15 protein-coding genes are annotated in these 14321 nt (G+C 72.2%); 12 read left to right on the forward strand and 3 right to left on the reverse strand.

Translation table 11 applies throughout. The annotated features are described in order from the left end of the window. Window positions 1-17: 17 nt before the first annotated feature. The gene (locus tag AXW62_RS16080) at window positions 18-1742 is read right to left on the reverse strand and encodes a chitinase (RefSeq protein ID WP_060945162.1); all 1725 of its coding nucleotides are present in this window, start codon (window positions 1740-1742) and stop codon (window positions 18-20) included. Window positions 1743-2073: 331 nt separating this feature from the next. Here AXW62_RS16080 and AXW62_RS16085 point away from each other — a divergent pair, with 331 nt between their 5' ends. From AXW62_RS16085 to AXW62_RS16135, 12 genes are all read left to right on the forward strand, one after another. Further along, window positions 2074-2982: a hypothetical protein gene (locus AXW62_RS16085; protein ID WP_060945163.1), complete on the forward strand. Its 909-nt coding sequence runs from the start codon at window positions 2074-2076 to the stop codon at window positions 2980-2982. A gap of 26 nt (window positions 2983-3008) precedes the next feature. Continuing rightward, window positions 3009-3713, forward strand: a complete 705-nt coding sequence (gene cpaB, locus AXW62_RS16090; protein ID WP_030822381.1) for a Flp pilus assembly protein CpaB — start codon at window positions 3009-3011, stop codon at window positions 3711-3713. Between the two features lie 16 nt (window positions 3714-3729). Next, window positions 3730-5472, forward strand: a complete 1743-nt coding sequence (locus AXW62_RS16095) for a CpaE/TadZ family protein (RefSeq protein WP_060945164.1) — start codon at window positions 3730-3732, stop codon at window positions 5470-5472. A 4-nt stretch (window positions 5473-5476) separates the two neighbouring features. After that, complete coding sequence (locus tag AXW62_RS16100) at window positions 5477-5968, forward strand: TadE/TadG family type IV pilus assembly protein (protein ID WP_060945165.1); 492 nt, start codon at window positions 5477-5479, stop codon at window positions 5966-5968. After that, the gene (locus tag AXW62_RS16105) at window positions 5965-7443 is read left to right on the forward strand and encodes a TadA family conjugal transfer-associated ATPase (RefSeq protein WP_060945166.1); all 1479 of its coding nucleotides are present in this window, start codon (window positions 5965-5967) and stop codon (window positions 7441-7443) included. Before AXW62_RS16100 ends, AXW62_RS16105 begins: the two co-directional genes overlap by 4 nt. An 8-nt stretch (window positions 7444-7451) precedes the next feature. Continuing rightward, entirely contained in the window at window positions 7452-8390 is a 939-nt protein-coding gene (locus AXW62_RS16110; RefSeq protein ID WP_060945167.1) for a type II secretion system F family protein, read from the forward strand. Window positions 8391-8545: 155 nt separating this feature from the next. Beyond that, complete coding sequence (locus tag AXW62_RS16115; RefSeq protein ID WP_030822394.1) at window positions 8546-9433, forward strand: DUF5936 domain-containing protein; 888 nt, start codon at window positions 8546-8548, stop codon at window positions 9431-9433. A gap of 260 nt (window positions 9434-9693) precedes the next feature. Then, window positions 9694-9873 (forward strand): hypothetical protein, encoded by a 180-nt coding sequence (locus tag AXW62_RS43955; RefSeq protein WP_143712529.1) that lies wholly within the window; start codon window positions 9694-9696, stop codon window positions 9871-9873. A gap of 8 nt (window positions 9874-9881) precedes the next feature. Further along, complete coding sequence (locus AXW62_RS16120; protein ID WP_060945168.1) at window positions 9882-10601, forward strand: pilus assembly protein TadG-related protein; 720 nt, start codon at window positions 9882-9884, stop codon at window positions 10599-10601. A 31-nt stretch (window positions 10602-10632) separates the two neighbouring features. Next, window positions 10633-11208 carry a hypothetical protein gene (locus AXW62_RS16125; protein ID WP_060945169.1) on the forward strand — a complete coding sequence of 192 codons (576 nt, stop codon included), beginning with the start codon at window positions 10633-10635 and terminating at the stop codon, window positions 11206-11208. Between the two features lie 7 nt (window positions 11209-11215). Next, window positions 11216-11860, forward strand: coding sequence for an OmpA family protein (locus tag AXW62_RS16130; RefSeq protein WP_079115649.1), 645 nt, complete (start codon window positions 11216-11218; stop codon window positions 11858-11860). Between the two features lie 103 nt (window positions 11861-11963). Next, window positions 11964-13226 carry an SLC13 family permease gene (locus AXW62_RS16135; protein WP_060945171.1) on the forward strand — a complete coding sequence of 421 codons (1263 nt, stop codon included), beginning with the start codon at window positions 11964-11966 and terminating at the stop codon, window positions 13224-13226. Between the two features lie 173 nt (window positions 13227-13399). Here the strand turns inward: AXW62_RS16135 and AXW62_RS16140 are convergent, their stop codons facing one another. Continuing rightward, window positions 13400-13804 carry a cold shock domain-containing protein gene (locus AXW62_RS16140; RefSeq protein WP_030822411.1) on the reverse strand — a complete coding sequence of 135 codons (405 nt, stop codon included), beginning with the start codon at window positions 13802-13804 and terminating at the stop codon, window positions 13400-13402. Between the two features lie 80 nt (window positions 13805-13884). Then, entirely contained in the window at window positions 13885-14271 is a 387-nt protein-coding gene (locus AXW62_RS16145; protein ID WP_060945173.1) for a DUF192 domain-containing protein, read from the reverse strand. Between the last annotated feature and the right edge of the window lie 50 nt (window positions 14272-14321).

The following is a 14321-nucleotide window of genomic DNA, read 5'->3' on the forward strand; positions in this document are numbered from 1 at the left end:
GAAGGGGCCGCGTCACGCTACGGCAGCCCGTGGACCTTGGGGCCCACCGCGCCGGACCACGCGTTGCCCGCGGTGGCGTCCCAGTTGGTGGACCAGGTCATCGCGCCGCGCAGCTCCGGATAGGTCCTGGCCGGCTTGAAGGAACCGCAGTTGGTGCCGCGGGCCAGGCAGTCCAGCGCGTTGTTCACGATCGCCGGGGAGACGTAGCCGCTGCCCGCGCCGCGCGTCGAGGCGGGCACGCCGAGGCCGACCTGGGACGGGGACAGACCGCCCTCCAGCTGGATGCAGGCCAGGGCGGTGAGGAAGTCGACCGAGCCCTGGGAGTAGACCTTGCCGTCACAGCCCAGCATCGAACCGCTGTTGTAGTACTGCATGTTGACGACGGTCAGGATGTCCTTGATGTTCAGCGCCGTCTGGAAGTAGCCGTTGGACGTGGACTGCATGTCGATGGTCTGCGGGGCCATGGTGATCACCAGCCCGGACCCGGCCTTCGCCGACAGCGCGCGCAGCGCCTGGGTCATGTAGGTGGCGTTGAGGCCGTTCTCCAGGTCGATGTCGACGCCGTTGAAGCCGTACTCCCGCATCAGGGCGTAGACGGAGTCGGCGAAGTTGTTCGCGGACGCCGCGTCGTTGACCGACACCGTGCCGTTCTGGCCGCCGATCGAGATCACGACGGACTTCCCGGCCGCCTGCTTGGCCTTGATGTCGTCCTTGAACTGCTGCTCGCTGCCGTAGCCGACGGCGGGGTCGAGGGTGAAGTCGACCGCTCCCGGGGTGCCGGTGGCGTCCGCGAAGGCGACCGCGATGATGTCGTACTGGTCCTGGACGTCGCGCAGCTTCTGCACGGCCGCGCCGTTGTCGAAGTTCTGCCAGTAGCCGGTGACGGCGTGCCGGGGCACGGTGCCGCCGCCACCCCCGCCGCTCCCGGCCGAGGTCGTGCCGGTGACGGCGGACGACCGGGGCGACTCGCCCGCCGCGTTGGTGGCGGTGACCTCGAACCGGTACGAGGTGGACGGCGTGAGCCCGGTCACGGTCGCCGAGGTGCCGCTGACCGACTGCACCCGGGAGCCGTCGCGGTAGACGTGGTAGCCGGTCGCGCCGGTGACCGGGGACCAGGACAGGGCGATGGAGGACGAGGTGACGGCGCCGGTCTTGAGGCCGCTCGGCGCGCCCGGCACGGGGTCGCCGGGGTTGCCGGGGTCGCCGCCGGGGCCGGTCAGGCTGATGTCGTCGGCGTAGTAGGCGGGCTGGCCGTACCAGCCGTGGGTGTAGACGGTCACCGAGGTGGTGTTCGCGCCGGTGGTGAAGGACGTGCTGAGCTGCTGCCAGCCGCTCGCGGAGGGCGTCCAGGTGGAGACGTCGGTGGTGCCGGTGCCGCTCGCGCCCAGGTACACATAGCTGCCCTGGACCCAGGCGGTCAGCGTGTACGAGGAGTTGGGCCGGACGGCGACGGTCTGGGCGCAGCGGGCGTTGTCCGTGCCCGCCGGGGTGGCCTTGAGCGCGGCCGAACCGCCGTGCACGGGGCTCGCGACCGTGCTGCCGCTGCCGGCCGAGCAGGTCCAGCCGCTGAGTCCGGACTCGAACCCGGGGTTCTGGGCGAGGTTGGCGGCGGCGGCGCCGGCGGGGGTGCCGCCGAGGGCGACGAGGGCGGTGGCGCCCAGCGCGGTGGCGGCGAACGCGCCGGTCAGCCGGGCGAACCGGCGTCTGAGCCGGGTGGGGTGGGGGTGTGGGGCGCGGTCCATGACTGCCTCCGTGGGGGAATGCCGGTGGAAAGCCGGTGGAAAGCCGGTGGAAAACCGGGGGAACACCGGTTGCAAAGCCGGGGAAAACCGATGGAAAGCCGGGGGAAAGGAGGAGCTTGCGGACGGTGGCCACCGTATGAACGTAAAGTGGTCCAGACCAATCGTGTTGTCAAGGGGATGCGCGGACTTACGGTACGGAGCGGGGTGAGTAACCCAGAGGAACTGTTCTCTCCCGCGGCTTTCGTGGATAAAGTGACGATGCACCAGGACAGGGGCAGTAACGACCTGCGGCCGCCGCCGCTCGGCGCCGATGTGAGACGGGGTAGCCGACGTGCCCACCGCGATAGCAGTCACCGGCCGGGAGCTGGTGCTTCCGCCGCCCGACGGACAGACCCCGTCGGCCGTAGTGCTCCGCTCGCCGGACGCACAGTCGCTCGACGACGCGGCCGCCGAGGCCGCGACCCTCCTCGACCAGCAGGGCTACCTCGTCGTGCTCTACCCCGCCGCGACCCCCGCGGCCGTGGTCCGCAGACTGCACACCGTGCGCTCCGTCCTGGAGAGCGACCGGATGGCGCTGCTGCCGCTCGAACTCCCGCCGCTGGCCGTCGCCGTGCTGGCCCGTCAGCTGCGCCAGCTGTCCATATCGGACCTCAGTCCCGGCGTCCTGGCCTGCGCCGCCCGGCTGCTCTCCCACTACATCCACGCGGGCGCGCTCCTGGGCAGCGTCGCCCGGCTGGACCGGGTCCCGGTCAGCCTCACCTCGCACGTCAAGTCCTGGATGCCCGGCGCCCAGTTCGGGGTGCTCGCCCACCCCACCCCGCGGCTGGTCAGGGCCGGCGGCCCGGCGGACCTGCCCGCCCCCGGATACGCCACCGCCATGACCGTCGCCCGGGGCCAGCTGACCAGCCATGGACACGGGGTCGGCGGCGCGGGCCGGCACGACGACTGGGTCACCGGCGCCCTCGCCCCCGCCTGGGGCGTACGGGGGCTGGAGGAGGTGCCGCTGCCGCCCGAGTCGGCGCGCTGGTGGGGCACCCCGAAGCTGATCGAGTTCGCCGCGGCCATCCCCGACCTCTCGGTCCTCTACCAGCTCGTGGCCTCCGTGCGGAGAGAGGAATGCCACTGGTGCGGCTTCGAACTCATCGGTGACCGCTGTGCCTTCTGCTCCTGCCCGGTGGCGCGCGGCGACGAGATCCCCGCACTGCTCACGTCCCCACGTCCCGCCCTGACCAGCCGGTAACGTCCCCGAACGAGGTTGTGCGTCCCATGAATTCACGCCAGCGCCGCGGAGTCATCCTGCTGCTCCTGTCGGTCCTGTGCGCCGTCGGCGCCTTCGCCGGAGTGCTCTCCGTCATCGACGACGTGGAGTCGAAGGTCGGCCCCGAGACCACCGCGTACAAGCTCACCTCGGACGTCAAGCCGTACAAGGCGCTGGACCCGGGGGAGTTCGAGAAGGTCTCCATGCCCGAGCGCTACGTGCCCTCCACCGCGGTCACCGATCTCGCCGAGCTACGCGGGAAGATCGCGGTGACCCAGCTGTCCAAGGGGTCGCTGCTGCAGCGCGACATGATCGTGGACCGGCCCGCCCTGAAGCCCGGCCAGCAGGAGATCGCCATCATGATCGACGCGGCGACCGGGGTCGCGGGCAAGATCACCCCGGGCGCGAAGGTCAACATCTACGCGACCTTCGACGGCGGCACCCGGGGCGAGGAGCCGGTCTCCAAGCTGATCGTCGCGGGCGCCGAGGTGCTCGACCTCGGCAAGATCACCGCCCTGGAGCCGGACCGCGACGACAAGCGGCGGATCGACCAGGCCGTGCCCATCACCTTCGCGCTCGACACCAAGAACGCGCAGCGCGTGGCGTACGCCGAGTCCTTCGCCTCCCATGTGCGGCTGGCGCTGGTCGCCCCCGGCGGAGGCTCCTCGACAGAGCGGGGCGACCGCACCTACACCCTCGACGGCGACAAATGAGTGAGGAGGTGCCGCGGTGACGATCAGGATTCTGCCGGCCGTCGGCGACCCCGACGCGACCCGCTCCCTCGGCGGGCTGCTCGGCCAGCTGCCCGGTGTCGAACCGTCGGCACCCGTCGGTGACTCGACCCTGCTGCTCGACACCCTCGCCTCGCTGGCCGCCGCCTCCCTGGAGGAACTGCCCGAGGTCGTCCTCGTCCACGAACGCATCGGACCGGCCCCCGCGCTGGAGCTGATCCGCGAGATCGCGCTGCGCTTCCCGGCGGTGGGCGTGGTGCTGGTGACCGCCGACGCGGGCCCCGCGCTGTACTCGGCCGCCATGGACGCCGGCGCCCGCGGCGTCGTCGGGATACCGCTGTCGTACGACGAGCTGGCCGGCCGCGTCCAGGGCGCCGCCCAGTGGGCGACGGGCGTGCGGCGCCACCTCGGGGGCGGCGGCGACCCGTTCGCCGCCGGACCCGGCGGCAAGCTGGTCGCGGTCGCGGGCGCCAAGGGCGGGGTCGGCACCACCGTGACCGCCGTCCAGCTCGCGCTCGCCGCACGGGCCGCCGGCCGCAAGGTCGCCCTCGTCGACATGGACCTCCAGTCCGGGGACATCGCCTCGTACCTCGATGTCCAGTTCCGGCGCTCGATCGCCGATCTGGCGCAGATCAGCGACATCTCGCCACGGGTGCTCCAGGACGCGGTGTTCACCCACCAGACCGGGCTGGGGCTGCTGCTCGCGCCGGGCGAGGGGGAGCGCGGCGAGGAGGTGACCGACCGGACCGCCCGGCAGGTCATCGGCGCGTTGCGGTCGCGCTTCGACCTCGTGGTCGTCGACTGCGGTACGCAGATGACCTCCGCGGGAGCCGCCGCCGTGGAGATCGCGGACACCGCGCTGCTGGTGACCACCCCGGACGTGGTCGCGGTGCGCGCCGCCAAGCGCATGGTCCGGCTCTGGGACCGGCTCCAGATCCGCAAGGCGGAGGAGACCGTGACCGTGGTCAACCGGCACACCCGCAGCGCGGAGATCCAGCCGCAGCTGGTCCAGCGGGCCACCGGGACCACCGTGGCGCGCACCGCGATCCCGGCAGGCTTCAAGGAGCTGCAACCCGCCGTCGACGCCGGCCGGATGCAGGACCTGGACGCCAAGTCGGCCGTCAAACAGGCGCTGTGGGGGCTGGCCGGTGAGCTGGGCCTGGTGGACGCGGCGCCCCCGGGCGGCGGGCGCCGCGCTAGCCACCGGGGCGGCCACGCGGCCCAGGGCGGCGAGCGCACACTGCCGGGGTTGCGGCGGCGCCACGCCATAGAGGCGGGCGGCGGGGGGACGGCGGAGCGGAGCGGGGGCGACGGCACCGACGCGCGGGGCGAGACCGCCCCGTCGCCCCCCGCCGGCCGCTTCCTCCGCAAGCGGGGCGACCGCGGCCAGGTGACGGTCGAGTTCCTCGGCGTCCTGCCGCTGGCGCTCATCGTGCTCGTGGTCATCTGGCAGGCGGTGCTGGTCGGCTACACGTACTCGCTGGCGGGCAACTCGGCCGACAAGGGCGCCCGCGCGGGCGCCGCCGAGGGCGCGGGCGCCTGCCAGGAGGCGGCGCGCAAGGACATCCCCGGCTCCTGGACCGCCGACATCGACTGCGCGGGCGGCGACGGCTCGGTCTACAAGGCCACCGTGAGACTGCGCGTGCCGATCCTCTTCCCGGGCGCCGCCGACTTCCCGTGGACGGTCACGGGCGCGGCGGGCGCGGCGGACGAGACCGACCTGGCGCGCGGAGGGGAGTGACACCATGACCCGGCACCGGACACCCGTACCCACCGACTCCAGCGGCCCGGCCGGACGCGGCCGGGATCGGGGCTCGGCGTCCATCGAGTTCCTCGGGTTCCTGCCGGTCCTCATCCTCGTCGCGCTGGCCGCCGTACAGCTCGGGATCGCCGCGTACGCCGCGCAGCAGGCCGGGACCGCCGCGCGGGCGGCGGCGCGGACGGCCTCGCTGGACGATCCGCGGATGAGCCCGCAGGCCGCCGGGAAGGCGGCGATGAGCGGATGGCTGGCCGACGGGGCGAGCATCGGCGGCGGGGGCTGCGGCGGCGGGGAGGCGCGGGCCACCGCGACCGTGGAGATCCCCTCCGTCATCCCCGGCTTCGACTTCGGCAGCGCCGAGCGGAGCGCCACGATGCCCTGCGCCGAGGGAGACGGCGCGGACGGCGGTACGGGCGGTACGAGCGGTATGCGCGGTACGGGCGATGCGGGGGCGGCAGCGATGGGAGGCGGCCGATGAGCCTGCGGGCCCGTATCACCGCGCCGGAGGGGAACGGCGAGGGCGGCGGACGTCAGGACGGGCACCTCGTCTCCGTCTACCGCGCCAAGCTGCTCGAGGAGATCGACCTCGCCGAGATGTCCTCGCTCGCCGCCGCCGAGCGCCGCTCCCGGCTGGAGCGCGTGCTCGGCCACATCATCAGCCGCGAGGGCCCGGTGCTCTCGACCAGCGAGCGCTCCCAGCTGATCCGCCGGGTGGTGGACGAGGCGCTCGGCCTCGGGGTGCTCGAACCCCTCCTCGAGGACGCGTCCATCACCGAGATCATGGTCAACGGACCGGACCAGATCTTCGTGGAGCGTTCGGGCCGGGTCGAGCTGGTCCCCGTCCGCTTCGCCTCCGAGGAGCAGCTGATGCAGACCATCGAGCGCATCGTCTCCACGGTCAACCGCCGGGTGGACGAGTCGAATCCGATGGTCGACGCCCGCCTGCCGTCCGGGGAGCGGGTCAACGTGATCATCCCGCCGCTCGCCCTCACCGGTGCCACGCTCACCATCCGCCGCTTCCCGCGCGCCTACACCCTCCACGAGCTGATCGGCATGGGCACGCTGGACGAGCAGATGCTGATGCTGCTCGCGGCGCTGGTGCGGGCCAAGTTCAACGTCGTGGTCTCCGGCCCCACCGGCTCCGGCAAGACCACGCTGCTCAACGCCCTCTCCGGGCTGATCCCCGACGGGGAGCGCATCATCACCGTCGAGGACGCCGCCGAGCTGCAACTCCAGCAGACCCATGTCATCCGGCTGGAATCCCGGCCGCCCAACGTCGAGGGCAAGGGCCGGATCACCATCCGCGACCTGGTCCGCAACTCCCTCCGGATGCGCCCCGACCGCATCATCGTCGGCGAGGTGCGCGGCGGTGAGACCCTCGACATGCTCCAGGCCATGTCCACCGGCCACGACGGATCGCTGGCCACCGTCCACGCCAACAGCGCCGAGGACGCGCTGATGCGGCTGCAGACGCTCGCCTCCATGTCGGACGTGGCGATCCCCTACGAGGCGCTGCGGGACCAGATCAACAGCGCCGTGGACTGCGTCGTCCAGCTCGTCCGGCACGCCGACGGCTCGCGGCGGATCAGCGAGATCGCGCTGCTCGACAGCCACGGCCACGAGGCGTACCGCATCGCCACCGTCTGCCGCTTCGACGCCCAGCCCATGGGCCCGGACCGGGTGGTGCACGGGCGGTTCTGCTACTTCCCGCTGCCCGAGCGGGTCGCGGAACGGCTGCGGATGGCGAACGAATCGGTGCCGCCGGCCTTTGGCGTGGCCGCCTTCCCGGCGCAGCTGGCCACCCGCGCGGCCGGCCCCGACCCGTACGACCGGCCTCCGTTCGACCCGCCCCCGTACGACCGGCCTCCGTACGGCCAACCCCCGCACGACCGAACCCCGTTCGACGGACCCCCGCATGACCGACCCCCGTTCGACCCCAGGGACCGGAGGTAGCAGGGCCCATGGACCATCTCGCGACGGCCGCCCTCGGCGCGACGCTGCTGTGCGGCGCGCTGGGCGTCGTGGGCGTGCACTCCTACGTCCGCGGCAAGGAGCAGCGGCGTGCGCTGATCGACCGGCTGTCGGAGACCGGTCCGCCGCCCGGCACCGCCCGGACGCGCCGCTTCGCCGGGATCGACCGGCGGCTGCGCGCCACCTCCGCCGGCCGGAAGCTGGAGCTGCGGCTGGCGGCGACGGGCCTGGAGATCACTCCGGGGGAGTTCTTCGTCTACACGACGGGGGCGGCGGTCGGGCTGTGGCTGGTCGCGGCGTCCTTCCTGGCGGCGTTCTTCGGTCCGATAGCGGCGGTGATCGCCGTCTGGGGGGCCTTCGCCTTCCTCAGCTGGCAGCGGCAGAAGCGGATAGAGCGGTTCATCAACCAACTGCCCGAGCTGTCGCGGATCCTGGCCAACGCCACCCAGGCCGGACTGGCGCTGCGCACCGCGCTGGGCATGGCGGCGGACGAGATGGAGGCGCCGGCGGGTGAGGAGCTGGCCAAGGTCGCGGCCAAGCTGGCCGTCGGCCACTCGATCGACGACGCGCTGGAGGAGCTGGCGGAGCGGCTGCCCTCCCGGGAGCTGGTGGTGCTGGTCACCACGCTGGTGCTGTCCAACCGCGCGGGCGGGACCGTGGTCAGCTCGCTGCGCAACCTCACCCAGACGCTGGAGGAGCGCAAGGAGACCCGGCGGGAGGTGCGCACCCAGCTCTCCCAGGTGACCGTCACCGCGTATGTCGTACCGCTCCTGGGAATCGGGACGCTGCTGCTGATGAACCGGATCTCGGCGGGCTCACTGGACCGGATGACCTCGTCCTTCTGGGGGCAGGCCGCAGTGGTGGTGGCCTTCTGCCTGTACGGGATCGGCTTCTTCCTCATCCGCCGCATGTCCAAGATCGACGTCTGAGTCAGAGCGCACCAGAGCGCACCACAGCCACCACAGCGCACCACAGCTCACCACCAGCGAACGAAAGCGCACCGGAGCGAATTCAAGCGCACCGGAGCGCACCACGGCGGACCGCGGCCGACCACGGCGAAGCGGAGCGAAGGGGATACAGGGACATGGCACTGCTGCTGGCGCTGGCGGCCGGCCTCGCGGTGGCGGGCATCGCCTACGGCATCGCGCTGTACCGCAGCGAGGCCAAGCTGCCCAGCGATCTCGCGGTGGCCCTGGAGGTCGGCTCCAGCCGGACGACCGCGGTCGGCTCGGCCATCGACCGGCTGGGCATGCGCTACGCCCCCTTCGTGCTGCGGCTGATGGGCGAGAAGCGGGTGGCCAGGGTCCGCCGCCGGATCGACCTGGCGGGCAATCCGGGCGGTCTGACGGTGGACCGCTACGCGGCCCGGCGGGCGGTCTACGGGGCGCTGGGCTTCGGCGGGGCGCTGGTGATGCTGCTCAAGGGCCAGCTGCTGCTGGCGCTGCTGCTGGTGGCGTTCGGCCTGTTCTGGATCGAGGTGGGCATCTGGGCGGCGGTGCGGGAGCGCAAGGACGCGATCGAGCGGACCCTGCCGGACTTCCTGGACGTCCTGGCGGTCGTGGTGAGCGCCGGATTGAGCTTCCGTCAGGCCCTGGACCGGGTGTCGGAGAAGTACGAGGGTCCCTGGGCGGATGAACTTCGCATCACGCTTCGGCAAATGGACATGGGTGTCAGCCGCCGCCAGGCGTTCGAGGAACTACGGAAACGCAATGACTCGGAACAGGTCGCGCAGTTCGTCACCGCCCTTCAGCAGGGCGAGGAACTGGGCGCTCCGATTGTCGAAACGCTGATCGCCATTGCGAACGACATGCGCCGTACGGACGCGCAGAACGCCCGGCGGCGCGCGGCGCGGGCGGTGCCGAAGGCGACCATGGTCATCACGACCTTCATGGTGCCCGGGACGATGGTGCTGCTCGTCGCGGGGTTCTTCATCGGGTCCGGGACCGACTTCGGCTCGGTGACCGGGGACTGACGGTCTCTTTTGGGTGAAGCTGCTTCGCGTTTGCAATCGAATGTGGGACAGTCGTCGACGCAGAACTCCGCGCTGCCGGGAGGGGGTGAGACGGATGCGCGGTCGCCGCCGGCCCGTACGTCCACGGTTCGAACGTGGTGAACGGGGAAGGCAATGCTGTCTGAGGCACTGTTCCGACACGGCTGTTTCGGCGTACTTTGCTCGTGTCGCGGGCGACGCCACGGGGGTTGAGTCGCCGGACCACGAAGGCACGGCAGCCCATGGAGGGGAACACAATGGGGAAGCGCGTCACGCGGAACGATCGGGGACAGACCTCGATCGAATACCTGGGCATCATCGCCGTAGTGGTGGCCATCGTGCTCGTCCTGTCGACCACGGACTTCGGCAGCATGATCGCAAACGCCATCTCCGACAAGATCTCCCAGGTCGTCGGCATCTGATCGGTCCCGTGACAGCGCGCCGAGATCTCAGGAGCGACGCGGGGCAGGCTTTCCCGATCTACATCACGGCGGTGGCGGGCCTGCTCTTCCTCGCGCTCGCCCTCTTCGCCGTCGGCCAGGCCGGAGCCACCCGCAACGGCGGGCAGACCGCCGCCGACGCGGCGGCCCTCGCGGCCGCCCAGGACTACCGCGACCAGCTGCGGAAGGGGTTCCTGGAGGCGATCGGGAACGGCAGCGCGTGGGACGACCTGCTGGACGGACGGGGGCTGGGCGGGACCGCCGCCTGTGACGAGGCGCGGTGGTTCGCCGACCAGAACGGCGCGGACGTGACCGACTGCCGGGGGCCCGACTTCCTGCCGACGTCCTTCACCGTCACCGTCCGGACGCAGAAGCCCGTGGGCAAGACCGTCATCCCCGGCACCGAGAGCAAGCACGCGGAGGCGACGGCCAAGGCGGTCGTCACCCCGCGCTGCACGGCCGAACCGCCCGCCCCGCCGACCAAGCTGCCCGACGACGGCGGCAAGGGCGATGGCGGCGGCAAGGGCGGCGATGGCGGCAAGGACGACGGCAAGGGCGGCAAGGGCGGCGACGGCGGTAAGGACGACGGCAAGGACGACAAGCCGCCCATCGATCTGCTCTGCGACGGAGCCGACCTGACCATCGACCCGACACGGCTCGACCTCTTCCCGGACGCCAAAGACCTCTTCTCCGTGCACCTTGCCGGCTGACGAGCGAACGAAGAGCAAAGGACAGCGACCGATGAGCATTCGGCACACGACGAAGGCCCGGAGGGGGGCCGCCGCGACGGCGCTCGCCGCGGCCTTGGCCCTCGCCATGGCCGGGTGCGGCAGCGACGGCGACGACAAGCCCGACGACGGCGCGGGCCGGGCGTCGACCGCGGCCAAGGACGACGGGAAGCAGGAGCCCGCGGTGGACTCCTCCAAGACCATCGGCCAGATGAAGGGGCCCGGCGGGATCGTCGTCACCCTGCACTCCGCGGTGCGCGACGACGGCGGGTTCGTCACCGTGACCGGCACCGTCACCAACCGCGGCAGCCAGCTGTTCAACGCGATCGACTGGCGCTCGAAGGAGACCGAGGTGAAGTCCCAGTCGTCCGTCTCGGGCGCGTCCCTGATCGACGAGAAGGGCAAGAAGCGCTATCTCGTCCTCCGGGACACCGACGGCCAGTGCCTGTGCACCACCGGGCTCTCCGGGATCAAGCCCAATGAGAGCCGTCCGCTGTTCGCGCAGTTCCCGGCCCCGCCGAAGAGCGTCACGGAGGTCGACTTCCAGATCCCGACCATGCCGTCCGTCGGCATCACACTCTCCGGGTGAGGCGGCCATGACACCGACTGCTCCGGGGCATCCGACTGTCCGCCCCGCGCGCCGCGGCCCCCTCCTCGCCGTGCTGGCCGCCACCGCGCTCGTCATCGCGCTGGCCGCCCCGGCGCCGCCCGCCCACGCGGACAGCGGCCCCGGCGCGCCCGCCGACACCACCCCGCCCCTGAAGATCGACACCGAGGACGCCGATCTGCGGATGCCCGGGAGCGCCGAGCTCGCGCCCGGCCGGGTCCTGGACATCAAGTCCGTGGTCGAGACGGACGACGGCGACGAGCGGCGGGAGGACACCAACGCCAAGGTGAAGTTCGCCCTCCAGGCCGAGGTGCTCTTCGGCAAGGACAGCGCGAAGCTCGGCGGCGAGGCCAGGGCCCGGATCAAGGAGATCGCCGCCGAGGCCGAGCAGCAGAACGCGAGGAACGTCCGCGTCTTCGGCTTCACCGACAACCTGGGCTCGGCATCCCACGGGATCGTGCTGTCGAAGGAGCGGGCCAACGCGGTGCAGCAGGCGCTCGCCGAGGACCTCGACCCCTCGGTCCAGTACGAGATCCGGGGCTACGGCGAGCAGTACCCGATCGCGGACAACACCAGCGAGGAGGGCCGCAAGCGCAACCGCCGGGTGGAGGTCAGCTTCCCCAGGACCGGCTGAGCGGCCCCCTGAACCGGCTGAGCAACCCCGGGACCGGCGAACCGCCGCGGCGGGCGATGCCGCATGATGGGGATGTCCCCCGCACCCGCCATCGGAGTTCGTTCTGACTGCCGCCGTCGCCGAGACCCTTGCCGTCGTCCTGCTGCTCGGCGTACTGGCCTTCGCGGTGGTGCGCCCCCGCGGCTGGCCGGAAGCGGTCGCGGCCGTGCCCGCCGCCGGGATCGTGGTGGCCGTCGGGGCCGTCTCGCCCGACCGGGCCTGGGCGGAGATCCGGGGGCTGCTGCCCGTCGTGGGCTTCCTGGCCGCCGTGCTGCTGCTGGCCCGGATGTGTGCGGACGAGGGGCTCTTCGAGGCGGCCGGACAGGCCGTGGCGCGGGCCTGCGCGGGGCGTACCGACCGGCTCCTGGTCGGGGTGTTCGCCGTCGCGGCCGCCGTCACCGCCGTGCTGAGCCTGGACGCCACCGTCGTCCTGCTCACGCCCGTGGTGTTCGCCACGACGGCCCGGCTGGGGGCGCGGTCCCGGCCGCATGTGTACGCCTGCGCCCACCTGTCGAACTCGGCGTCCCTGCTGCTCCCGGTCTCCAACCTCACCAATCTGCTGGCCCTGGAGGCGGGCGGCGTCTCGTTCACCCGTTTCGCGGTGCTGATGGGGCCCGCCTGGCTGCTGACCATCGGCATCGAGTACCTGGTCCTCCGCCGCTTCTTCGCCGCCGATCTGGCCGCCGGGACCACCGAGCCCCCACCCACCGCATGGCCCCGGGTACCGGTCTTCGCGCTGACCGTGCTGCTGCTGACCCTCGCCGGGTTCGTCGGGACCTCGCTGGCGGGCCTGGACCCCCTGTGGGCGGCCTGGGCGGGCGCCCTCGTGCTGACCGTAAGGGCGCTGCAGCGCCGCAGGACGACGGTAAGGGGGGCCATCGGCGCGACCGGGCCGCTGTTCTGCCTGTTCGTACCGGCGCTCGGGGTGGTGGTGCAGGCCGTGCTGGCGGGCGGTCTCCAGGACGCGCTGACCCAGGTGCTGCCCGGTGGGTCGAGCCTGCCCGCGCTGCTCGGGGTCGCGGCGGTCGCGGCGGTGCTGGCCAACCTCATCAACAATCTGCCCGCCACGCTGGCCCTGCTGCCGATCGCCTCCGGGGGCGGACCCGGGCCCGTGCTCGCCGTACTGATCGGCGTGAACCTGGGGCCCAATCTGACCTATGTCGGCTCGCTGGCCACTCTGCTGTGGCGGCGCATCGTTCACCGCCACGAGCCGGACACCGGCTCCGACCTGGGGGTGTTCACCCGCCTGGGGCTGCTGACGGTACCGGCGACGGTGGTGGCCGCGACGGCGGCGATGTGGCTGATGCTGAGCATCACCGGCAGCTGAGACCACCGGATGCCGACGGCTGAGGCTGACCGGCGGCCGAGGAGCGCCGACAGCCGAGGAGCCCGGAAGCGGAGGAGCGCTGAACGCCGAGGAGCGCTGAACGCCGAGGAGCGCTGAACGCCGAGGGGCCCGCCGTCGCGACGGCGGGCCCCTCGGCGTTCAGCGCTCCTGGATCAGGATTCGATCCAGTTGTGTGCCTGGGCGAGCTCGATGACCCGCCTGCGCACCTGCTTGATCTGATCGGCGGTCAGGCTGCCGCCCGTCTCCACCAGCGCCTCGGTCAGCTCCTGCCGGAACTCGGCGACCGACAGCACATCGCACATGGTGTCGTCGCCGTCCGGCCCGGCCGAGGGCCGCACGACCGGCGCGGCGCGCTCGACGATGCGGACCTCGGAAGCCTTGGGCCCCTTGTCGCCGTATTCGGGAACGAACCGCACCTTGGACCCGGGCTGGAACAGATGCTTCTCGTCCAGCAGGTCATTGGCGTGCATGAAGACGTCTTCGCCACCGTCGTCCGGAGCGATGAAGCCGTAGCCGCGGAACTCGTCGAAACGCAGGATCTTGCCCGTGGTCGTCACCGTGCCACCCCTACCCCTGATACCTCTACCTCGATGACCTCGACCGCGATCGAGGGTGTCCCAACCATGACACTGAGAGGTCAGCGTACAGAAGGAGGGGGCGGCGCTGAAGGGCCGGGGGTGATCGCAACGCGCACACCCCGCCGCACGCCCCAGCGCTCCAACGCGCCCGCTTCCGCCTCCAGGACATGGCGGGAGCGGAGCCGGGGGCGGCCGAGCCGGCCGGGGCGCAGGGTGTGGATGTCCAGCACGGTGAGCCGCCGGTCCAGATAGGCGACGTCGATCGCGAACCGCATCCGGAAGGTGTGCACACCGCTCGCGGGGGTCAGGAGCAGCGCGCCGGTCAGGCCGTCGCGGCCGAGCAGACCGCGGGCACGGGCGCGGTAGGAGGCCGCGATGACAAGCGGAATCCCCTCCGCCCGCCCCGCCCCACCGCCCCGCACGCGGTCCCGCGCGCCCTCCTTCACGCCCTCCTCCGCGCCCCGCGCCCCGCCGAGCACCCGCAGCGTCCCCGTAC

The organism is Streptomyces hygroscopicus subsp. hygroscopicus, assembly GCF_001553455.1.
GTDB classification, from domain to species: domain Bacteria; phylum Actinomycetota; class Actinomycetes; order Streptomycetales; family Streptomycetaceae; genus Streptomyces; species Streptomyces hygroscopicus.